This window comes from Spirillospora sp. NPDC047279 (assembly GCF_040643285.1).
Lineage (GTDB): Bacteria > Actinomycetota > Actinomycetes > Streptosporangiales > Streptosporangiaceae > Spirillospora.
This window is the reverse complement of record NZ_JBEYUA010000010.1, coordinates 169,108-186,935: the sequence shown is the minus strand read 5'-3', so window position 1 is coordinate 186,935 and position 17,828 is coordinate 169,108. Positions and strand designations below refer to the sequence as shown.

Below are 17,828 nucleotides of genomic sequence, written 5' to 3'. Positions count from 1 at the left end.
TGCTCAGACCGACCCAACAGCGCCGGCGTCCGCTACGTCGGACCAGCCCAACGGAGTCGAAGGCCGGCCGAGCGTCTCTCGGGGTTGCGGCATCGCATGACCGTTGTCCGCGCTCGAAGGGATCGCTCCGCGCGTGTTTCATGTGAAACAACGCTGGCGCTGCGCTCGCCAGCTAGAGAACCTGCACCCGCGCGGTCTGGCCATCCGCCTGTCTGAATCCTGCCTGTAGACACTCCGTCAGCTCGGTCTCCAATCGTCCGAGCTGCTGTCGGGCACTGTGGCGTAGTCGGTCTGCCTGCCTCACCAGCTGGCCAGGTCGCGGCCGAAGCCCCACCTGTAGCCATAGGCCTGAGGTGCCGCTGGTGCGGCGGAGGCGTTGTGGTCGTGTTCAGTGGCGTACTGCGCCTGGGGACGTGGCTGGCGGCGCAGCGAGACAGGTGCCCGACGAGGCACATGCGCCCCCCGGTACGCAGCGTCCGCGCGAACCTGAAGTGCGAAGTGCCTTTCCGTTCTTGATGCGTCCGCGGGGCGCGACGATGTGAGCGCTGCGCCTCGGGTGTGCTGATCGCGCGGGCGCGACTGGCCAAGTGCCTGTCACGTGCGTCTGGTGAGCGGCGTTCGCGAGCCCTCACGGGGCGCCGCTCCTCTCTGCTCGTGACGCGCTCCTGGGCGCGGCTGGAGCAGACGGGACTCCATTGAGTCGCCGCCCTCGGCGACTCGATCGGCGTCCGTGACAGCAAGGCCCCGGCCGGCCTACCTGAGATTGGCTTGCGATGTGGGGCACTGTGGCGGCGCCCACGGGCCTTTCGATCCGCGCCTCCCGTGAGGGGTGACGGCTCAGCGGTTCATCGCGTTCGACTAGCAGCTCACCACCGGCATTGGGGGATGGGCGACTGTGAGGGTAGCCATGAGTAGGCCCGGACGAGCTGTTGGCGGCCTTCTGTTAGGCCGTTTCATGTGAAACATGCGCACCGGCATCATGTCTGGCGCCTGTCACGGCGGTCGAGGTGGAGATGTAACGGCGGGTCGGGTGCGCCCGCCGGATTCGGCGTCGAGGATGGCCTGATGGTGGCCGTAGCCGGTACGGGGGGTGATGGCGCAGGCCGTCCCGGCGGAAGAAGTAGCTACTGGCACGGTTCTCCGAGTAGGACGTTGAGGAGGTCGACGGCGGCCAGGACGGCGAGGGCAGTGAGGGAAGACGACGCCCGGTCGGAGACGGGTGGCGGCGGTGGTGGTTATAGGCGGCAGCCGGTGCGGGAGTGCTCGGCGGCGTTGGGTCTTGCTGGTGGAGGGGCGGGCGCTGGCCCATTTGTCGAGCAGGGTGTCGTTGAGCGTCCGACCTTGCCGTCGGTCTGGGGTCGGTAGGGGCGGGTGCGTTTTGGGGGTGATGCCGGCGGCGGAGGGCTCGGAGAAACTCACGCGCCTTCACGCGCCCGTGCGGGTCAGGCTGGCTGGCGCCACTGTGCGACGACGTAGCGGGCGGTGCGACGAACCCTTCGAAGAGGCGCCACCTTCGTGAGCGTCGGCGTCGGTGGCGGTGGTTGTTTCACGGGAAACGGCGTTAGGGGAACCGGGCGAGGATGAGGTCGCGGCAGAGGGGGCCGAGTTCTAGGCCGGCGGCGCTCACTGCGCGGGGGAGGAGGCTTGTCTCGGTCATGCCGGGGGCGACGTTGACTTCCAAGAAGTGCACCTCGCCGTCGGGGGAGACGATGAGGTCGGTGCGGGAGAGATCGCGGAGACCGAGGGCGCGGTGGGCGGTCACAGCGGCATGGGTGGCTCGCTGGGAGGCCTCGGGGGTGAGGCGCGCAGGGGTGACGAACTCCGTGTCGCCTGCGTCGTACCGCGCGGTGTAGTCGTACAGCCCGCTGGGGGCGACGATCTCGACCGCGGGGAGGGCGATGGGCTCGCCTGAGCGTTCGACCACGCTGACGGCGACCTCGGTGCCCTCGATGTACTGCTCCACGAGTGCGGCGTCCCCGTACGCGAAGCAGCCGACCATCGCAGCCGGCAACTCGCTGGCTTCACGTACGACGGAGGCGCCGAGCGCGGAGCCACCCCGTGTGGGCTTCACGAAGAGGGGGAGTCCCAGCCGGTCGACGATCCGCTCCAGGACCGAGGCGGCGCCGAGGTCGTGGAAGACCTCTTTGGGGAGGGCTACGGAGGCCGGTGTCAAGATCCCGGCGCGGCGGACGACGGCCTTGGCGGTCGGCTTGTCCCAGGCGACACGGCAGGCGTCGGGGCGGGCACCCACGTAGGGGATTTCGAGGAGTTCGAGGACATCTCGGATGGAGCCGTCTTCGCCGGCCGAGCCGTGGAGGACGGGGAACACGGCGTCCGGCGGGTCGTGCTGGAGGGCGTCGAGGAGCGTCCCATCGGCGTCCCGGAGTTCCACGGGGACGTCGGCGGCGCGGAGCGCGTCGGTGACCCTGCGGCCGGAGCGCAGCGATACCTCCCGTTCGTACGAGAGACCTCCGGCGAGGACGACCACGTGCCCGAGTTCCAATCGAGTGCCCTTCCAGACGGCGCCTCCTGGGAGGCGGATTTGTCGCGTACTAGGAAACCAGGTGTGGGAGCGGTGCGTGCGCGCCGCGTCCGGGAACGCGTCGGACCTTTCGAAGAGGTTGCGCGATGGTCACTCCGATGGGTGGTGGGCTCAGGTCGGGAGTGGGGACGCCGCGGTCCGTGAAGATGGCTGCTCTGCGGGCCGCTTTGTGCCTGATTGGCGAAGATCGTGGGGGCGTATTTCGCCTGAGGGTTCGGTTGTTGAACGTTCGTGGGGACGCTTGAGATGAGCGACGGTGGAGGCCCCGGGAGTCTGGCTTTGCGGGCAGCGCCATGAGGCTCACAAGGCGGCTGCGCGCTGAGGGAAGTCGCTCCCGTGTGGCCACAACGTTCCTCGCCGCGCACTGCCACGCGGCGGTCCCGGCCGGGAGCCGGAGAAGGCGGCACGCCTGGCGAGGATGCCGCGAGGTTGGGACGGATGGCTTCTCCTGAGAGCGGCACCGGTGTGGTTGTAATAGCCGACCTTGCGAAGCAGTCCTATGTGGTCCCGGGTCGGGGCGACGGGGAACGGCGGTGCGGGCGGGCAGGGTTGTGTGCGGACGGTGGGGTCCGGTGGTTGATGTCCGGCGTGGGTAGTGCGCGGGGGGACGTCAGAATGCGGCGGGGTGCCCGGAAACGGCCGTCGCGCCGCCCGGGGGCGGCGCGACGGGGGACGGGCTGAGAGTCAGAGGGTTTCGGGGCCGGGGGTGTCGACGAAGGGGGAGGCGTCGGCGGGGGTGGCCGTTCCGCCGAAGGTGTCGCGGAGCTCGATCTCCTGCTCGATCACACCGGCGAGGCGCCGGACGCCTTCGCGGATGCGGTGGGGTTCGGGGTAGCAGTAGGAGATGCGCATGTGGCGGTGGCCCGTGCCGTCGGCGTAGAAGCCGGTGCCGGGGACGAACGCGACGCGCTGGGCGATGGCGCGCGGGGCCATCGCCTTGGCGTCCAGGCCCTCGGGGAGGGTGAGCCACACGAAGAAGCCGCCCGCCGGACGGGTCCAGGTGCAGCCCTCCGGCATGAGGGCCTCGAGCGTGTCGAGCATCGTGTCGCGGCGTTCGCGGTAGAGCTCGCGGAAGTCCTTGATCTGCTCGCGCCACGGCTGCGTGGTGAGGTACTGCCGTACGGCCAGCTGCGTGAGGCTCGAGTGGCAGAGGACGGCGGACTCGGCGGCCAGGACGAGCTTGGCCCGGACGGCGTGCGGCGCGAGGACCCAGCCGACGCGCAGGCCCGAGGCGATGGTCTTGGAGAACGAGCCGAGGTAGATCACGCGGTCCGGGTCGTCGGCGCGGAGGGCGCGCATGGGCTCGCCGTCGAAGCCGAGGAGCCCGTACGGGTTGTCCTCGATGACGAGCACGTCGTACTCGGCGCAGATCTCAAGGATCTGGGCGCGGCGCGCGGTGGTGAGGGTGACGCCCGCCGGATTCTGGAAGGTGGGCACCGTGTAGAGGAACTTGACGCGGCGTCCTTCGACGCGGAGGCGCTCGAGCGTCTCGCGGAGGGCCGCGGGGATGAGCCCGGCCTCGTCCAGGGGGACGTGGACGACGTCGGCCTGGTACGAGGCGAACGTGCCGAGGGCGCCGACGTAGGACGGGGCCTCGGCGAGGACGACGTCCCCGGGGTCGACGAAGATCCGGGTGATGAGGTCGAGGGCCTGCTGCGCGCCGACCGTCACCACGACGTCGTCGGCCGACGCCTGGATGCCCTCCAGGGACATGACTTCGCAGATCTGCTCGCGCAGCCCAGGGTCGCCCTGCGCGGACGCGTACTGCAGGACCTCGGCGCCGTTGCGGGCCACGAGGTCGCCGACCATCTCGCCCACGGCGTCGAGGGGGAGGGCGGAGACGTACGGCATGCCGCCCGCCAGGGAGACGACCTCGGGGCGGCTGGCCACCGCGAACAGAGCCCGGATCTCAGAGGCGACCATGCCGGCGGCACGGGCGGCGTAGCGATCGGAGTAGGCGTCTGTTCGCGAGTGCTGTTCCACGAGGTACCTCCGTGGCGTCGGGATTCCTGCAAAATACGGCATCGGGGCGGGACCGCCGAGGACGACCCCCGATTCTTGCGGCGGGATGAAGCCTTCAGTCCGATACGATGCCTGAGGATCCCGGCTAGTTGCCGGGAATTTCCGCGAAGTGGCGCTCCGCGCGATTTACCACGTTCGCAGCACGCTCGTTGTCCGGTCCTCGGCCACGCGCCACCCGAGGGTCGTCCGGACGGGTCCACCTGGGGGTGCCGATTCCGGTGTCGCGTCGTCTCGTCAACATCACGCTGGACAATCTCGACGACCTTCCGCGCCGTTGCCGCCGTTGCGTGTTCTGGGAGCTCGATCCGGTCAACCGGGAGCGTGCCGTGGAGAGCGGCGACCCGGATCTGGAGAAGGAGGCCTGGATCTCCTCGACGCTCCTGGAGTGGGGCAGCTGCGGCAAGATCGCGTACGTCGACAACGCGCCGGCGGGCTTCGTCCTCTACGCGCCGCCGTTGTACGTGCCGCGCTCGGTCGCGTTCCCGACGAGTCCGGTGAGCGCGGACGCCGTGCTGCTGATGACCGCGCACATCCTGCCGGAGTTCTCGGGCGGGGGTCTCGGGCGCATGCTGGTCCAGGGCGTCGCCAAGGACCTCACGCGGCGGGCGGTGAAGGCCATCGAGGCGTTCGGGGATCTGAAGGGCGAGGAGGGCGGCTGCATGGTGCCGGCCGACTACCTGCTTTCGGTCGGGTTCAAGACCGTGCGACCGCATCACCGTTATCCGCGGCTCCGTCTTGAGCTCAAGTCGGCCCTGTCGTGGCGTGAGGACGTCGAGGTGGCTCTGGAACGCCTTCTCGGCTCCATGACCCCAGAGGGCGCGCTCCGTCCCGTCTGAGGCGATCTGAGGGCGTGTCACTCTCCAGGGGGACCCGACCCCACCCAAAGTAGGGGGCAGGTCTCGACGATGGTTCGATCCCGCGAGCGATGATCCTTAACTAGGTTTGTCCGAGTGGACGGACTTCTTGATCTTGTGCATACGGCGGTCAGCTCGCCGTGGTTCTATCTGGCGCTGTTCGCGGTTGCGCTGATCGACGGGTTCTTCCCGGTGGTGCCCAGCGAGAGCATGGTGATCACCGGTGGCGTGTACGCCGCCACCGGCGAGCCCAACGTGGTGCTCGTGGTGGTCCTGGCGGCCCTGGGCGCCTTCATCGGCGACCACGCCTCCTACTTCATCGGCCGCGGTTCGGGAGGTCGCCTGATGGCGCGGCTGAAACCCGGGACCCGCCGGCACAAGGCGTTCATCTGGGCCGACAAGACGATGAACGAACGCGGCGGGCTCATCCTGGTGGTGGCCCGCTACATCCCCGGCGGGCGCACGGCCGTCACCATGACCATGGGCTGCGTCCGCTACCGCCTGCGCACGTTCGTCATCTTCGCCACCCTCGCCGCGGTCAGCTGGTCGCTGTACGGGACGCTCCTGGGCTACCTGGGCGGCATGGCGTTCGAGAACGACCCGTTCAAGGGCGTCATCCTGGGCGTGGGCCTGGCCCTCGCTGTCACCGCCATCGTCGAGATCGTCCGCTACCTGCGCAAGAGAAACCGCCCCGCAAAGGCCACCGTCGAAGACGAGAACACCGAACCGATCTCCCTCTCCGTCTGACCACACACCCGGCGTCCAGCCAACACCCGACACCCCACCTTGAAGGGCCGCCCCGGCGAACACCGAGGCGGCCCTCCCCGTCAGAGGCAGCCCGCGCCCCCACGTCGGACCAGCCGACCCTTGTACGGACCCTCAGCGGTCAAGAAACCCCTTCTTGACCGTCGGCGCGATAGAAGACCCGCGCTCAACGCCACCACGCGGCGGCCCGCCCCCTCGGCATCGACCCCCGTTCGTCCCCGTACTCGCGTGGACCGTCGCATAGATCGCACGCCAACCACCACGCGCCCACTCCGACCGCGCCGACCATATGCGTGTGTGGGGCCGCGCGGGCGCGTGTGGGACACAGGGTGTTGGTTCGGGCTCAGCGGTAGCCGGTGGGGTCGGCGGGTTTGCCGGCGTCCTGGACCTCGACGAGGTAGCGCCAGCTGTCCGGGCGGCTGCCGTCGACGTCGGTGAAGCCGTACACCTGGGCCAACTGCCCGCCGGACAGGGACTGCCCGTTCCAGCGCGCCACGTCCGGGTCGGCGGCCAGTGCCGTCACGGCCCGGCCCACGTACAGCGGCGTCTCGGAGATGGCGAAGTGCGGCTCCTTCTCCAGCGCGTCCCGCCAGGTGTCCTCGGTGACCCCGAAGACCTCGAGCATGATCTCCGAACGCATCCAGCCGGGCGTCAGCGACACGGCCGTGGCGCCGTGCGGAGCCAGTTCCTTCGACTGTGCGAACGCCATCCGGGTCACCGACGTCTTGGCCAGGTCGTAGAAGAACGAGACCCGGTAGTTGTCGTCGTTGTACTCCGCCGTGCCGTCGGTGATCTCGACGACGAGGCCGCCCGGGTTCTTGATCAGGAGCGGTAGCGCGTGGTGGCTGGTGATGATGTGGGTGTCGATGGCCAGTCGCAGGATGCGCAGGCCCTTGTCGAGGTCGTGCTCCCACAACGTGGCGTCCCAGCTGAACATCAGCTCGCCGCCCCAGATGTTGTTGACGAGCACGTCGAGGCGGCCCTGCTCACGATCGATGCGTTCCACGAGGGCCTTCACCTGGTCGGACTCCAGGTGATCTACCTGAACGGCGATCCCCGTGCCGCCCGCCGCGCTGACGAGCTCGGCGGTCTCCTCGATCGTTTCGGGCCGGTCCATCTCCGAACGCCGGCCCTGCGCGCTGCGTCCCGTCACGTAGACGGTCGCGCCCGCCTCGCCCAGCGCCACGGCGATGCCCCGGCCGGCTCCCCGCGTCGCGCCCGCGACGAGCGCGATCTTGCCCTTCAGTTCTCCACTCATGAGAACGATCGTCGCCGTAAAACCTGACAACGTGCGTCAGGCTTCCTCCGCCGGTGTGGCGATCAGGTGTGGCGGTGGTGTTGGAGGCCCACGGCGTCGAACTCGTCGAAGGCGGTGCCGGCTTGGGCGCCCAGGTGGCGGAGGGCTTGGGAGATGGGGCTGCCGCCCTCGGGCCAGCGTTGGCCTTCTTCGATGTGGAGAGGGCCGAAGATGAGGTGGCCTTGGTGCCAGGCCGCCGCGTGCTGCTCGCCGGTGCCGCCGAAGTATTCGGCCTCGACGTAGGCGACGGGGCCTGACCGGGACCAGTCCGCGAGGGTGCGTTCGAAGCCCGCGGGCAGCCGCCAGAAGCCGGGCAGCGGTGCGGCCGAACGCTCGGTGACCGCGTCGAAGAGGTCGTCGCTGATCGGCATGAACGAGAGGCCCTGGTCGAGCGGGACGAGCCTGGCGTGCGGCAGGGAGGAGGTCGCGGCGCGGAGGAGGTCGGTGGCGGCGATGGCGGCGTTCAGGACGTAGGCCATGCGGTCAGGCCTCCGGAAAGAGGCCAGTGGTCACGTGGCGGGCGGCCTGGAAGAGGTCGTCGCCGGTGGGGGCGGTGCCGGGGTCCAGGAGCCACTGGGCGGCCAGGCCGCTGAGGAGGGTCTGGTAGTAGGCGCCGATCATTTCCCTCTGGTGCGGGTCGGCCGCCGAGTCGGGGGCGCCGAAGAGGTCGACCAGGGCGAGCCGGGCCTGCTTGTTGGCGTCGGCGAACGTCCGTCGCAGCTCGGGTTCGTGGTGCAGGAGCGCGAGCATCTCGAACTGGATCGCCCAGAGCGGGCGGGTGGCGGGGAACGACTCGACGACTTTGCGCCAGGTCGCCGCGAACCGTTCGGCGGGGTCGGGCTCGGTCGTCACCGCGATCCCGGCCATCTCGTCGCCCCACTCCTCGATGGCCTGCCGCACCGCCTCGGTGAGCAGGACCTCCTTGGATCCGAAGTGGTAGCCGATGGCGGCCAGGCTGACCCCGGCGGCCGTCGCGATGTCGCGGGCGGTCGTCCGGGTGTAGCCCTTGTCGAGCAGGCAACGCTTGGCGCCCGCCAGGAGGTCTTCGCGGTTACCCATGCCCACAGAGTAGCACAGTTGTCTGAAACGTATGTCTTGCACACCTGTCTAAAACGGTTGTACCGTTCGAGTGTCCACAGACGATGGAGGAGCCCCCATGAACGTCCTGATCTCCGGCGCCGGCATCGCCGGCATCTCGGTGGCCTGCTGGCTGCGACGGCACGGCTTCACGCCCACGGTGGTGGAGCGGGGCGCAACCATCCGGGCCGGCGGCTACAAGGTCGATGTCCGCGGCGCGGCGTTGCAGGTCGTGGAACGTATGGGCGTGCTGGACGAGATCCGCAACATGCGTACCGATGTCCGGGTCGGGTCCGTCGTCAACGCGGCGGGCAAGCGGGTCGCCAGCATGGACGGCGACACGTTCGGCGGCAGGGTGCACGGTGACGCGGAGGTGCTGCGGGGAGACCTGCACTGGCTCCTGTACGAGCGGACGCGGGACGAGGTCGAGTACCTCTTCGACGAGTCGATCACGGCGCTGGACGAGGGCGATGAAGGTGTCGAGGTCACGTTCGCGAGCGGGCGGCGCCGGGTCTTCGACCTGGTGGTCGGCGCCGACGGGCTGCACTCGATCACGCGGGAGCTGGTCTTCGGGCCCGAGGAGGACTACCTGACCCACCTCGGGCACTACATCTCGATCTTCAGCGTGCCCAACCACCTGGGCCTGGACCGCGAGGAGCTCACCTACGTCGGCCCGGGCAGGACGGCCCTCACCTACAGCACGGCCAAGGGGGACGGCGCCAAGGCGATGTTCCTCTTCTCCGCGGACGAGCCGCTCACCTGCCGTGACCGGGCGGAGCAGGAGCGGGTCCTGCGCGAGGCCTACGCGGAGGAGGGCTGGGAGGTGCCGAACCTGCTGCGCGGCATGGCCGAGGCGCCCGACTTCTACTTCGACTCGCTCAGCCAGGTGCGCATGGACCGGTGGTCGAAGGGGCGGGTCGTCCTGCTGGGCGACGCCGCGTACTGCGCCTCTCCCGCGTCAGGGCAGGGCACGAGCCTCGCCCTCGTCGGCGCCTACGTGCTCGCGGGCGAGCTCGCGGCGGCCGGGGGCGACATCGCGGCCGGGTTCGAGGGCTACGAACGGGAGATGCGGGCGTTCGTCGAGGCCAACCAGAGGCTCGGGCCGGCCAACGTCAAGCGGATGGTGATGCGGAGCGCGGGGCAGGTGCGCTTCTCCATGACCATGTTGGCGGTGCTGGCGCGGCTGCCCGGCAAGGACAGGATGCTGGCCAAGGTCGTGGAGCCGATCCACCGGGCCGCCAACGCGATCACGCTGAAGGCCTACTGACCTCCGGTATGGCAAAAGTTGATCTTTCCTTCAAGATCCTTTGCTGCCTACGGTGAGGGGCGCTGGAGATCATCCGGTGCCGCGCCAGGCCCCCGCACGACCGTGGTGCGCGGGCCCGCCCGAAAGGAAGTCCCAGGATGAAGAAGCTGCTCGTCCTCGCCCCGGCGGCCGCAATGGCGATCATCGGAACGGGCGGTGTCGCGTCCGCGCAGGCCGTCGCGCCCGCGCAGACCGGCGTCCAGGCGGCGGCCGCGGCCTGCTCCTCGACGGTCAAGGCCAAGGAGAACGTCAACATCCGCGCCTCCATCGGCGGGACCTCGCTCGGGCTGTTCCTCAAGGGCACCACCGCGTGCCTGAACTCCCGTTCGTCCGGTCCCACGTACACGGCCTGCGGCGTTACCGGGACGACGTACTACTACATCACCCGCAGTGGCACGAGCGGCTGGGTCGTCTCCGGCTGCGTGACCAAGGTCTGACATGCGAAAGGCCACGACCCGTGGGTACGGGCCGTGGCCTTCGCCTTTGCCACGAGAGGCGAACGGCGGTCAGATGAAGTCCGCGAGCTCGCGGAGGAGCGCGGCCTTCGGCTTGGCGCCGACGATCTGCTTGGCGATCTCGCCGTTCTGGTAGACGTGCAGGGTCGGGATGCCGGTGATGCCGAGCTGGCCGGGCGTCACCGGGTTCTCGTCGATGTTCAGCTTGACGATCTCCAGCTTGTCGCCGTGCTCGGCCGAGATCTCCTCGAGGATCGGGGCGATCATGCGGCACGGTCCGCACCACTCGGCCCAGAAGTCGACCAGGACGGGCTTGTCGCTCTTGAGTACCTCGGCCTCGAAGTCGGCGTCCGTTACGGCTTTCATGGTGTCTCCTTCGTTCAAGACGGCGGATTCCCCCGCCGCCGCGCCTGGCGTGCGATCTCGGGTGAGGTGCCTCAGGCCTGGTGCGTCAGCTCGGCGGTGCCCTGGTCCTGCAGCCAGCGCTCGGCGTCGATGGCCGCGGCGCAGCCGCTGCCGGCCGCGGTGATGGCCTGACGGTAGATGTGGTCGACCACGTCACCGGAGGCGAACACGCCGGGGACCTTGGTCCTCGTCGTCGGGGCGTCCACGAGCAGGTAACCGTCGGCGTCGGTGTCGAGCTGGCCGGCGAACAGCTCGCTGCGCGGGTCGTGGCCGATCGCGATGAACAGCCCGGTGACGTCCAGCCGCGCCTCGGCGCCGGTCTTGATGTTGCGGACCTGGACGGCCGTGACCTTCTCCTCGCCGTGGACGTCGAGGACCTCGCTGTCCCACAGGAACCGGATCTTCTCGTTGGCGAGCGCGCGGTCCTGCATGATCTTGCTGGCGCGCAGCTCGTCCCGGCGGTGGATCACGGTGACGGTACGCGCGAACTTGGTCAGGAAGATCGCCTCTTCCATCGCGGTGTCGCCGCCTCCGACCACCGCGATGTCCTGCTCGCGGAAGAAGAAGCCGTCACAGGTGGCACACCAGGAGACGCCGCGGCCGGACAGCCGCTTCTCGTTCTCCAGCCCGAGCTCGCGGTAGCCGGAACCGGTCGCGATGATCACGGACTTGGCGAGGTAGACGTCCTCACCGACCTTGACGACCTTGGGGTCGGCGGTGAGGTCGACCTCGGTGACGTCGTCGGTGATGAGCTCGGCCCCGAAGCGCTCGGCCTGCTTGCGCAGGTTGTCCATCAGGTCGGGGCCCATGATCCCGTCCGGGAAGCCGGGGAAGTTCTCGACGTCGGTGGTGTTCATCAGCGCACCACCCGCCGTCACGGAACCCTCGAACACCAGCGGCTTCAGATCGCCGCGGGCCGCGTAGACGGCGGCCGTGTAGCCCGCGGGGCCCGAGCCGATGATGATGACGTTGCGGACGTCGGTCACTGTTCTGTGCCTCTCTGCTCCTGCCAGCCCCTGCCGGGGGCTCACCCGCCTGTGCTGTACGACCCGGGCCGCCCGGCGGCCGACTCGCTCGCCGCCGGTGCCTCCGGCACGTTCCGGGCTGCCAGTGGCGTCAACCGATCCTAGGGCCCCGTGATTCCCGCGCGGTCCCGGCGCCGCTCCGGCCTGGCCATAAGCTGGACCACATGGCACGGATTCTTCTCCTGCACTCGATGTACGGCCTGCGTCCGGCCGTCCACGACGCCGCCGAACGGCTGCGCGCGGCCGGTCACGAGGTCCACGTTCCGGACCTGTTCGACGGGCGCGTCGTGGACGACGCCGAGGCCGGCGCGAAGATCAGGGAGGAGATCGGCCGGGACGAGCTCCTGCGCCGTGCCGTGACCGCCGCCGCGCCGCTCTCCGACCAGGGCCTGGTGTACGCGGGGTTCTCGCTGGGCGGCGCCCTCGCCCAGAACCTCGCGCTGGCCGACGACAAGGCGCGGGGGCTGCTGCTCTTCCACGGCACGTCCGACCTCGCCGACGACGCGTCAACTGAGGTCCCGGCACAGTTGCACGTCGCCGACCCCGACACGTTCGAGCCGGTCGACTGGGTCAACGCCTGGTACCTGCGGATGCGCCGGGCCGGCGCGGACGTCGAGATCTTCCGCTACCGCGGCGCGGGCCACCTCTTCACCGACCCCGCCCTGCCCGACCACGACGCCGAGTCGGCCGACCGCGCCTGGAAGATCGCCCTGGACTTCCTCGCCGACCTCTGACCACCGGCCGGGCCCGCCCTGACGCCTGTGGACGTGGCGAAGCCCCCCGCGGGCGGTCATGGGACCGGTCGCGGAGGGCTTCGAAGGGTTACGCGGACTCGCGCTTGAGGAGCTTGCAGTCAGGGCCTACGGCCCAGATGTTCCACGTTCCGGGCTGGGTGCCGGCCAGGGCGATCACCGTGGCCGCGGAGCCTTCGTACCTGGCGGCGTCCACGAGATCCGGGCGCTTGCCGCCCGTGATCGAGGTCACGCACTGTGCCGTCTGCGCGTCGGGCGCCGTCCCCCCACTCCTGGACTTCTGCGCCGCACTGCTCAGCAGGCTCCCCACCTGCTGCTTCAGCTGCGTCCCCCGGTAGTCGGTACCGGAGCGGGTGACGGTGTACGGGGCGTCGCCGGCCATCTTGGGCTGTTCGCCCTCGGCACCGAGCGACTGCGTCCGCTTCGACGGAGCGGGGTTCGGCGCGGTGCCGCCGCTGCCGGAATCCTTGGGATCCGTCACCGGTGAGTGCAGCGTCGTGGACCCGTCGCCGTTGCTCGATCCGTCCAGGGCCGCCTTGCCTACCAGAGCTCCGCCGCCGAGCACGACCACCGTCGCGGCGGCGGCCGACAGTATCCGCCAATGCCGCCGTCCACGCCGTTGCTCCAGGCTCACCACCGTGGCGTTGTTGAGCGACTCGGCCGCTAGGGCGTGGTCGATGCGCTCGGCCAGGTCGGCGGGCATGGACGGCACGGGTGCCTCCGCCAGCAGCCGGGAGACGTCCGCAAGGTCGGCGGATCGGTCCCGGCATTCGGCGCAGGTGTCGAGGTGCGCGTTGACGGAGGCGGCGTGATCGTCTTCGAGCAGACCCTCGGCCAGATCGGCGAGGGTGTCGTAGTCATAATGTGCGGGGTTCATCAGGGCATGCCACCTCCTTCCACACCTCCGACGTTCTTACGTTCCCGTCGGTTCCGATGGTGAACGAGAAGTGGCGCGAGTCGCGCCCGGCCTCGGGCGCAGCGGCTCTTGATCGTTCCGGGCGGGACCTCCAGGACGCGGGCGGCGTCGTCGACGGAGTAGCCCATCATGTCGACCAGGATCAGCGCCGCACGCTGCTCGAACGGCAGCTGGGCGAGCGCCGAGTGCACGTCCAGCGACACCCCGTGCGCGTCGGTCGGGTCCGGCATCTTCGGCGCGACCGCGTCGAACGTGGCGTCGTCGCCCATCGGCGTCGCCGGCCGGACGGACTTGCGGCGCAGCCGGTCGAGGCAGGCGTTGACCACGATCCGGTGGAGCCAGGTGGTGACCGCGGCGTCGCCCCGGAACCGGCCGGCCGCGCGGAACGCCGACAGGCACGCGTCCTGAAGGGCGTCCGCGGCCTCCTCGGGATCACCGAGGGTGCGGATCGCCACCGCCCACATGCGGTCCCGATGCCGGTTGACCAGCTCGGCGAAGGCGTGCGGATCCCCCTGGGCATGCCGGGCGAGCAGTTCCTTGTCGGGAACCTCGTCCACGCGCCGCATGCTCACCGATGCCATGGGAGCCTTCTCGGGTGTGCGGTCTGGCCTGCTCGGGTCGACACCACAGATTCCTGGGGGGAGGGGACATTCTGCTCACAGGCACGATACCGATTGGCACCGCTCGACGTCACAGGTCATCCGGCGCCCCGCTCCTTTCGCATCGCAGATGTTACGTCCGCCATCGCGGTGTCGCACCGCGTTTTCGTCCGTCCCGCAACGGCGAAAGGCCCTCCGGAGAGGGCCTTTCGTGATCGTCGCGGAGCGGTCAGGAGGTCAGGACGCCGAGCCGTGGACGTTGATCTCGCTCACCTCGGCGCGCCACTTGCCGTCGGTGCCGGTGGCGAGCTTGGTGAACCACAGCAGGACGTAGCGGCCCTTGACCGGCTTCTGCGGCTTGAGGCTGGTCTCGCCCGCGCCGGAGGACATCTGGCTCGCGGCCCGGGAGAGGCTGCTCTGGCTGTCACCGATCTTGAGCTGGACGGACGCTCCGGACGTCGGGATCTGTGCCTTGACCTCGTTGATCGTGACCGGCTTGCCCATGTCGATCATCAGGCCGACGCCCTTTTTGAGCTTGCCGAAGTCGGCGGAGAAGTAGTGCGAGCTGCGCCACACGGTCGACGGCTTGCCGTCGACGGCCAGCAGCCCCTTGGCGGCGCCCTTGCCGCTGTCGTCGCCGGCGGGGTCGTAACCCTCGGCGCCGGAGATGCGGAGGGGGCCGACGCGGCCGGAGGTGTTCTGCGCGTTCTTGCCCTTGTTGTCGCCGATCCCGGCGTTGTCGGTGTTGCCCGGGTCGTCGCCGCCGAGGTTGCTGATGGCCCAGACGCCCAGGCCGAGGATCACGGTGAGCGCGGCGGCGCCGACGCCGACGAGGCCCCGGCTGATGGGCTTGCGCGAGCCCGCGTGCGAGTGCGCCGCCGTCGGGGCCGGGGGCGCGGAGTGGTGCTGCGTGGCCTGCGGCTGGGCGCGGTGCGAGGCCGGGCGGCGCGGCTGGGGCGCCGGTGCCTGCTGCGCCGGTCGCGGACCGGACGGGGGCGCGGTGGCCCTGGGCGGGCGCGGCGGCGGTGCCGGCTGGCTGGCGAGCCCCGCGAACAGCGGGAGCGGCGTACGCGGGACGCCGCGCAGCGCCTGGGCGAGCTCGGCCGGGGTCGCGATGGGCTCCTGGCCGGGGACCTCGAGGCCGAGGGCGCGGCAGGTGATCGCGTTGAGCGGGTGCGAGATGCCGGCCTGGACCTGGCGGGGCGCCTGGGGAATGCCGTCCTTCTCGGGGGCCGCGGGCAGCGACGACAGGTCGGCGGGGCCGGGCCAGTGGGCGGTGAGCGCCGCGTAGAGCATGGCGCCGAGGCCCACCACGTCGTCGGCCGCGGCGTCTTCGGCGTAGCAGTCGGCGAGCACGGCGTCGGTGGCGACGCCCAGGACCTTGACGGTGCCGCCCGTCGTCCAGACCAGGTTGCGCGGCGTGAGGCAGAGGTGGGCCAGGCCCGCGGCGTGCGCGGTGACGATCGCCTCGGCGGCCTCGTAGAGAAGGGTGGCGGCGCGGCCCGGCTCGAGCGGGGCCTTGCCGAGCATCTGCTCGAGGGTCTCGCCGGCGACCCACTCGCTCACCACGTAGGCCTTCTCGCCGGTGTCGTCGGCGTCGAAGACCTGGGTGAGGCGGGGGTCGGTGAGCCGGCTGGCGGAACGGGCGGAGGTGACGACCTCGGCGATGCGGGGGAAGTCGGGTTCGAAGGTCCGGACGGCCACGGCACGAGCGAGGATCTCGTCGATGGCCTTCCACAGTGAAGAGCCGCCGGAGTCGCTGATGCGCTCTTCGAGACGGTAGCGTCCGGCGAGGCGGGTGCCGGGCTCGATGACTGACGTGCTCACGGCAACGTCCTGCGCGAAAGTCCCATGTTCGTGGCGTGGCAGCTTACGCCTCCGACCCTCCTCTTTGCGTTCCCCAGGGTGTCGCCCCGCAAGCCGTAGTCCCCCACATGGTAGTGCTTACACCGATTGATGGCCTCCTTATCGCCGCGCGTCCTGTGCACTTTGCCACGAATTACGCTCACGGCTCTTCTGTGTCTCCCGTCAGGTGGGGCGATCAATGGCTAATGTCCATGTCAGCCCCGGCCCGGAAGGCGCCCGGCCACCATGGAGATCATTGACTGAACCTCGCCGACGCGCAGAAGTTTTGCGAAGACCAGGTAGAGCACTCCGCCTCCGGCACTGCCGATCACGAGGGCGAGCAGCCCGGACATCAGCCCGAGACCGAGGGTGGCGTCGATGACGGCGTGCGTGGCGTACGCGAAGCCGATCAGCGGCCAGATCGCCACGGCCAGCTTCAGGTACGTGCCGAAGACGCGGCGCCCGTCCATCCCGCCCAGCCGGCGGCGCAGGATCGCCCAGCCGACGATCGCGCCGATGGTCTGGGCGAGGGCGAAGCCGCACGCGATCCCGACGATGATCTTGTCGGTGGGCAGCAGGTTGTACATGGCGAACGAGGCCAGGATGTTGGTGGCGACCACCGCGATGCTGATGAACGCGGGGGTGCGGGTGTCCTGCATCGAGTAGAAGACCCGGAGCATCAGCTGGTACGCGGCGAACGGCACCAGCGCCACCGCGAACGCGCGCAGCACGTTGGCGATGACCAGCGCGTCGCTCTCGCTGGTGTTGCCGTGCGCGAACAGCACGGTGGTGATCTCGGGCGCGAGCACGCCCATGAGGGCCGCCGCGGGCAGGATCACCGCGGAGCAGAGCCGCAGGCCGTTGGAGAAGTCGTCGCGGACCTCGGTCATCCGGCCGGCCGCCGCGTGCTCGCTCATCCGCGGCAGCAGGGCGGTGATCACCGAGACGCCGATGATCGCGTACGGCAGCTGGAAGAGCTGGTAGGCGTTGAAGTACGGGGTGTAGCCGACGTCCCCGATGCCCTCCTCGCGGCCGAGCACGCCCGCCGCGTTGGCCAGCGAGGTGGTGACCGCGAAGCCGATCTGCGTGATCAACACGTACGCGAGGGTCCAGATCCCCATCCGGCCCATCTGGCCGAGCTCGCCCTTGCGGAAGTCGAGCCGGGGCCGCCAGCGGAAGCCCGAGCCGCGCAGGGACGGCCACAACGCCAGGGTCTGCAACGCCATGCCGCCGATGGTGCCCGCCGCCAGCAGCGTGATCTGCCCGTTCGTGATCGACTCGGGGGTCACCTTGCCGGTGCTGGTCAGCAGGAACATCGCCGCCGTGCAGCAGATGACGATGTTGTTGAGGACCGGCGCCCACATCGGCGCGGCGAACCGCTTGCGCGTGTTGAGGATCGCGCCGGCGAACGCGCTGACGCCGAGGAAGAAGATCTGCACGGCGAACAACCGGGCGAAGAGCACGGCCAGGTCGCGCTGGTCGCCCTCCATCTTGCCGCCGTAGATGGTGATGAAGACCGGTCCGAGCAGCACCGCGATCACGGTGATGAGCGACAGAGCGGCCACGGCCAGCGTGAACAGCCGCTGCTCGTACTGCTCGCCGTACGCGGCGTCGCGCTCCCTGGCGCGGATGATCAGCGGCACCACGACGGCGGTCAGGATGCCGCCGAGCAGCAGGTCGTAGACGATGAACGGGACGGTGTTGGCGGTGTTGTAGGCGTCCGCGACCGCGCCGGTGCCGAGCGCGGCGACCAGCATGGCGGTGCGCAGGAACCCGGTGACCCGGGAGGCCAGCGTCCCCACGGCCATGATCGCGCCGGAGCGCAGGAGGCCGGAGGTGCCCTTGTCGCCGGGCGGCTCGCCGCCGCCCGGTCCGTCGCCCGCCTGACCACCGGGCGGGCCGCCCGGTGCGCCGACGGGCATGTCGGCGCGGGTGTGCGCAGCCCCTACGCCCGCGACGGGCGCCGGG

General features: G+C 70.0%; 16 protein-coding genes. 5 read left to right on the top strand and 11 right to left on the bottom strand.

The window, feature by feature from the left end:
• Positions 1-1,561: 1,561 nt before the first annotated feature.
• On the bottom strand, positions 1,562-2,503 hold the full coding sequence (locus ABZ810_RS26045) for a D-alanine--D-alanine ligase (RefSeq protein WP_358407435.1): 942 nt from the start codon (positions 2,501-2,503) through the stop codon (positions 1,562-1,564).
• 723 nt (positions 2,504-3,226) lie between these two features.
• Positions 3,227-4,465, bottom strand: a complete 1,239-nt coding sequence (locus ABZ810_RS26040) for a PLP-dependent aminotransferase family protein (protein ID WP_358407851.1) — start codon at positions 4,463-4,465, stop codon at positions 3,227-3,229.
• Positions 4,466-4,782: 317 nt separating this feature from the next.
• Between ABZ810_RS26040 and ABZ810_RS26035 the strand changes: the two genes are divergently transcribed.
• On the top strand, positions 4,783-5,400 hold the full coding sequence (locus tag ABZ810_RS26035; RefSeq protein WP_358407433.1) for a GNAT family N-acetyltransferase: 618 nt from the start codon (positions 4,783-4,785) through the stop codon (positions 5,398-5,400).
• Between the two features lie 114 nt (positions 5,401-5,514).
• The gene (locus tag ABZ810_RS26030; protein WP_358407431.1) at positions 5,515-6,165 is read left to right on the top strand and encodes a DedA family protein; all 651 of its coding nucleotides are present in this window, start codon (positions 5,515-5,517) and stop codon (positions 6,163-6,165) included.
• A gap of 361 nt (positions 6,166-6,526) precedes the next feature.
• On the opposite strand, the gene ABZ810_RS26025 is transcribed toward ABZ810_RS26030, so the two are convergent.
• The 3 genes from ABZ810_RS26025 to ABZ810_RS26015 all read right to left on the bottom strand — a co-directional run bounded on the left by ABZ810_RS26025 (position 6,527) and on the right by ABZ810_RS26015 (position 8,539).
• Positions 6,527-7,441: an SDR family oxidoreductase gene (locus ABZ810_RS26025; protein WP_358407430.1), complete on the bottom strand. Its 915-nt coding sequence runs from the start codon at positions 7,439-7,441 to the stop codon at positions 6,527-6,529.
• A 62-nt stretch (positions 7,442-7,503) separates the two neighbouring features.
• Complete coding sequence (locus ABZ810_RS26020; RefSeq protein WP_358407428.1) at positions 7,504-7,959, bottom strand: hypothetical protein; 456 nt, start codon at positions 7,957-7,959, stop codon at positions 7,504-7,506.
• Between the two features lie 4 nt (positions 7,960-7,963).
• Positions 7,964-8,539 carry a TetR/AcrR family transcriptional regulator gene (locus tag ABZ810_RS26015; protein WP_358407425.1) on the bottom strand — a complete coding sequence of 192 codons (576 nt, stop codon included), beginning with the start codon at positions 8,537-8,539 and terminating at the stop codon, positions 7,964-7,966.
• Between the two features lie 97 nt (positions 8,540-8,636).
• Between ABZ810_RS26015 and ABZ810_RS26010 the strand changes: the two genes are divergently transcribed.
• Together ABZ810_RS26010 and ABZ810_RS26005 are read left to right on the top strand one after the other, a co-directional pair.
• Positions 8,637-9,824, top strand: a complete 1,188-nt coding sequence (locus ABZ810_RS26010) for an FAD-dependent monooxygenase (protein WP_358407423.1) — start codon at positions 8,637-8,639, stop codon at positions 9,822-9,824.
• Between the two features lie 137 nt (positions 9,825-9,961).
• Positions 9,962-10,300 carry a hypothetical protein gene (locus tag ABZ810_RS26005; RefSeq protein WP_358407421.1) on the top strand — a complete coding sequence of 113 codons (339 nt, stop codon included), beginning with the start codon at positions 9,962-9,964 and terminating at the stop codon, positions 10,298-10,300.
• Between the two features lie 69 nt (positions 10,301-10,369).
• Here the strand turns inward: ABZ810_RS26005 and trxA are convergent, their stop codons facing one another.
• Together trxA and trxB are read right to left on the bottom strand one after the other, a co-directional pair.
• Positions 10,370-10,684 (bottom strand): thioredoxin, encoded by a 315-nt coding sequence (trxA, locus tag ABZ810_RS26000; protein ID WP_358407418.1) that lies wholly within the window; start codon positions 10,682-10,684, stop codon positions 10,370-10,372.
• A gap of 71 nt (positions 10,685-10,755) precedes the next feature.
• Positions 10,756-11,709 (bottom strand): thioredoxin-disulfide reductase, encoded by a 954-nt coding sequence (gene trxB / locus ABZ810_RS25995; protein WP_358407415.1) that lies wholly within the window; start codon positions 11,707-11,709, stop codon positions 10,756-10,758.
• 203 nt (positions 11,710-11,912) lie between these two features.
• Here trxB and ABZ810_RS25990 point away from each other — a divergent pair, with 203 nt between their 5' ends.
• Complete coding sequence (locus ABZ810_RS25990) at positions 11,913-12,482, top strand: dienelactone hydrolase family protein (RefSeq protein ID WP_358407413.1); 570 nt, start codon at positions 11,913-11,915, stop codon at positions 12,480-12,482.
• Positions 12,483-12,570: 88 nt separating this feature from the next.
• On the opposite strand, the gene ABZ810_RS25985 is transcribed toward ABZ810_RS25990, so the two are convergent.
• The 4 genes from ABZ810_RS25985 to murJ all read right to left on the bottom strand — a co-directional run bounded on the left by ABZ810_RS25985 (position 12,571) and on the right by murJ (position 17,782).
• On the bottom strand, positions 12,571-13,377 hold the full coding sequence (locus ABZ810_RS25985) for a hypothetical protein (RefSeq protein ID WP_358407410.1): 807 nt from the start codon (positions 13,375-13,377) through the stop codon (positions 12,571-12,573).
• Positions 13,377-13,997, bottom strand: coding sequence for an RNA polymerase sigma factor SigM (sigM, locus tag ABZ810_RS25980; RefSeq protein ID WP_358407409.1), 621 nt, complete (start codon positions 13,995-13,997; stop codon positions 13,377-13,379). Before sigM ends, ABZ810_RS25985 begins: the two co-directional genes overlap by 1 nt.
• A 255-nt stretch (positions 13,998-14,252) precedes the next feature.
• Complete coding sequence (locus tag ABZ810_RS25975; protein WP_358407407.1) at positions 14,253-15,842, bottom strand: protein kinase family protein; 1,590 nt, start codon at positions 15,840-15,842, stop codon at positions 14,253-14,255.
• Between the two features lie 233 nt (positions 15,843-16,075).
• Positions 16,076-17,782 carry a murein biosynthesis integral membrane protein MurJ gene (gene murJ / locus ABZ810_RS25970; protein ID WP_358407406.1) on the bottom strand — a complete coding sequence of 569 codons (1,707 nt, stop codon included), beginning with the start codon at positions 17,780-17,782 and terminating at the stop codon, positions 16,076-16,078.
• Positions 17,783-17,828 lie beyond the last annotated feature (46 nt).

What these genes read in the sequence shown, in the direction of transcription:
- ABZ810_RS26005 (WP_358407421.1), top strand. Translation starts at nt 9,962, where the DNA reads ATGAAGAAGCTGCTCGTCCTCGCCCCGGCGGCCGCAATGGCGATCATC.
- murJ (WP_358407406.1), bottom strand. Translation starts at nt 17,782, where the DNA reads ATGCCCGTCGGCGCACCGGGCGGCCCGCCCGGTGGTCAGGCGGGCGAC.
- trxA (WP_358407418.1), bottom strand. Translation starts at nt 10,684, where the DNA reads ATGAAAGCCGTAACGGACGCCGACTTCGAGGCCGAGGTACTCAAGAGC.
- ABZ810_RS26020 (WP_358407428.1), bottom strand. Translation starts at nt 7,959, where the DNA reads ATGGCCTACGTCCTGAACGCCGCCATCGCCGCCACCGACCTCCTCCGC.
- ABZ810_RS26015 (WP_358407425.1), bottom strand. Translation starts at nt 8,539, where the DNA reads ATGGGTAACCGCGAAGACCTCCTGGCGGGCGCCAAGCGTTGCCTGCTC.
- ABZ810_RS26010 (WP_358407423.1), top strand. Translation starts at nt 8,637, where the DNA reads ATGAACGTCCTGATCTCCGGCGCCGGCATCGCCGGCATCTCGGTGGCC.
- ABZ810_RS25985 (WP_358407410.1), bottom strand. Translation starts at nt 13,377, where the DNA reads ATGAACCCCGCACATTATGACTACGACACCCTCGCCGATCTGGCCGAG.
- ABZ810_RS25990 (WP_358407413.1), top strand. Translation starts at nt 11,913, where the DNA reads ATGGCACGGATTCTTCTCCTGCACTCGATGTACGGCCTGCGTCCGGCC.
- ABZ810_RS26025 (WP_358407430.1), bottom strand. Translation starts at nt 7,441, where the DNA reads ATGAGTGGAGAACTGAAGGGCAAGATCGCGCTCGTCGCGGGCGCGACG.
- sigM (WP_358407409.1), bottom strand. Translation starts at nt 13,997, where the DNA reads ATGGCATCGGTGAGCATGCGGCGCGTGGACGAGGTTCCCGACAAGGAA.
- ABZ810_RS26040 (WP_358407851.1), bottom strand. Translation starts at nt 4,465, where the DNA reads ATGGTCGCCTCTGAGATCCGGGCTCTGTTCGCGGTGGCCAGCCGCCCC.